This is a genomic window from Rhizobacter sp. P3_B12, from assembly GCF_056402895.1.
The window spans coordinates 1-2,366 of sequence record NZ_JBFUGN010000949.1 but is presented as its reverse complement, the minus strand read 5'-3'; the positions used below and the strand labels follow the sequence as shown (position 1 = coordinate 2,366).

The following is a 2,366-nucleotide window of genomic DNA, read 5'->3' as shown; positions in this document are numbered from 1 at the left end:
GTGCACGACTGGGTGCACCAGGTGGTCGCGATCGCGAAGGAGATGCCCGGCACGCCGGTCAAGCTGATCTGGTCGCGCGAAGAGGACATGACGCACGGCCGCTACCACCCGATCACGCAGTGCAAGCTGCGCGCCGGTTTCGACGCGGCCGGCAACCTGACGGCGCTGCACATGCGGATCTCCGGGCAGTCGATCCTGGCCGGCGTGTTCCCGCAGAACATCCGCGACGGCAAGGACCCGGTGGTGTTCCAGGGCCTGAACGCGCCCGGCCCCGAAGCGTCGATCGGCTACAGCGTGCCGAACCTGCTGATCGACCATGCGATGCGCAACCCGCATGTGCCGCCGGGTTTCTGGCGCGGCGTCAACCTGAACCAGAACGCGATCTACCTCGAGTGCTTCATCGACGAGCTCGCACTGGCGGCGAAGCAGGATCCGCTCGCGTTCCGGCGCAAGCTGATGAGCCAGCATCCGAAGCACCTGGCGGTGCTGAACGCGGCGGCCGAGCGCGCTGGCTGGGGCAAGCCGGCGCCGAAGGGCGTGTTCCGCGGGATCGCGCAGACGATGGGCTTCGGCAGCTACGTCGCCGCGGTGGCCGAGGTGTCGGTCGACAAGGACGGCAAGCTGAAGGTGCACCGCATCGTCGCGGCCACCGACCCCGGGCACGCGGTCAACCCGCAGCAGATCGAGGCGCAGGTCGAGGGCTCGTTCGTCTACGGCCTGTCGGCCGCGCTGTACGGCGGCTGTACCGTGAAGGACGGGCGCATCGAGCAGACCAACTTCGACACCTACCCGGTGCTGCACCTCGACGAGATGCCGAAGGTGGAGACGGTGGTGATGCCGTCCGGCGGCTTCTGGGGCGGGGTCGGCGAGCCGACGATCGCGGTGGCGGCGCCGGCAGTGCTGAACGCGATCTTCGCGGCCACCGGGCAGCGCATCCGCGAGCTGCCGCTGAAGAACCACTCGCTGAAGAAGGCGTGATGCGGGCGATGGCGATGGGCTCGGTGGCGGCCGTGATGGTGGCGTGTGCTGCGCCGGTGCCGCGCGATGCGCTGCCGCAGCCGCTGACCCCGGTGCCGGGCGACGCGGCGCGCGGGCGCGCGATCGTAGCGAGCCGGCAGGCCGGCCTGTGCCTGCTGTGCCACCCGGCGCCGATCCCCGAGGAGCGCTTCCAGGGCAACCTCGCCCCCGACCTGGCCGGTGCCGGCGCGCGCTGGTCGGCCGCGCAGCTGCGGCTGCGCATCGTCGATGCGCGCCGGCTGAACCCGCAGACGATCATGCCGCCGTACCACGACACCGGCGGCCTGCAGCGTGTCGGCACCGCATGGCAGGGGCGGGCGGTGCTCGATGCGCAGCAGGTCGAGGACGTGGTGGCCTGGCTGGTGACGCTGCAGTGAACACCGCGCTGCATCGCCGCGAGCTGTTGCAATACGGCCTCGCCGCCGGCGGCCTGCTGCTGGTGCGGCCGGCGCGGGCGACCAGCTTCGAGATGCAGTCGGCGATCGCGGACTACGCGTCCGGCGCGCCGGTGAAGCCGGGCAAGGTGAAGTTCGACATCCCGCCGCTGGTCGAGAACGGCAACGGCGTGCCGATCACCGTCAGCGTCGACAGCCCGATGACGGCCGCCGAGCACGTCACCGGCATCGCGGTGTTCAACGAGCGCAACCCGCAGCGCGACGTGGTGCGCTTCACGCTGGGGCCGCGCGCCGGACGCGCGGTGGTGTCGACGCGGATCCGGCTCGCGACCTCGCAGCAGCTGGTGGCGGTGGCGCGGCTGAGCGACGGCACGTTCTGGTCGCAGGGCGTCGACGTGCTGGTCACGCTGGCCGCCTGCCTGGAGTGACGGCGCGATGGCCCGCACGCTGATCACCGCACCGGCCACCGCGAAGCGCGGCGAGGTGATCGAGCTGCGCACGCTGATCGCGCACCCGATGGAGACCGGCTTCCGGCCGGGCGCCGACGGCCTGCTGCTGCCGCGCAACCTGATCACGCGCTTCAGCTGCCGCTACAACGACGAGCTGGTGTTCAGCGCCGACCTGCATGCCGCGATGGCGGCCAACCCGTACATCGCGTTCTTCACCACCGCGACCGAGAGCGGCACGCTGAGCTTCCGCTGGGAGGGCGACCACGGCTTCTCTCAGACCGAGACGGTGGCGATCAGCGTGGGCTGAGCGATGCGGCGCGCGCTGGGGCTGGTCCTGCTGGTCGTGACGGTGGCGTCCGCGCAGGAGGCGCGCCGCTCCGGCTTCGACGACATGAGCCCGTCGACGCAGGCGATGCAGCGCGACGATGCGCAGAACCCGGCGATGCTGTGGGTCCAGGACGGCGCGGCGCTGTGGGCGCGCGCGCCGTCGCCATCGGCCCCCGCC

The 2,366-nt window shown here is 71.6% G+C and carries 4 protein-coding genes and 1 pseudogene; all 5 read left to right on the top strand.

Annotation, left to right across the window (positions count from 1 at the left end; genetic code table 11):
• On the top strand, positions 1-978 hold a 978-nt coding region (locus tag AC1D01_RS30570; protein WP_477873130.1), incomplete at its 5' end, for a xanthine dehydrogenase family protein molybdopterin-binding subunit.
• Complete coding sequence (gene soxX, locus AC1D01_RS30565) at positions 978-1,394, top strand: sulfur oxidation c-type cytochrome SoxX (protein WP_477873128.1); 417 nt, start codon at positions 978-980, stop codon at positions 1,392-1,394. The genes AC1D01_RS30570 and soxX, both read left to right, overlap by 1 nt.
• Entirely contained in the window at positions 1,391-1,840 is a 450-nt protein-coding gene (locus tag AC1D01_RS30560) for a SoxY-related AACIE arm protein (protein ID WP_477873126.1), read from the top strand. The genes soxX and AC1D01_RS30560 overlap by 4 nt, the downstream gene beginning before the upstream one ends.
• Before the next feature lie 7 nt (positions 1,841-1,847).
• Positions 1,848-2,168, top strand: coding sequence for a thiosulfate oxidation carrier complex protein SoxZ (soxZ, locus tag AC1D01_RS30555; RefSeq protein WP_477873124.1), 321 nt, complete (start codon positions 1,848-1,850; stop codon positions 2,166-2,168).
• Between the two features lie 3 nt (positions 2,169-2,171).
• Positions 2,172-2,366: pseudogene (locus AC1D01_RS30550) on the top strand (sulfur oxidation c-type cytochrome SoxA); the annotation flags it as partial.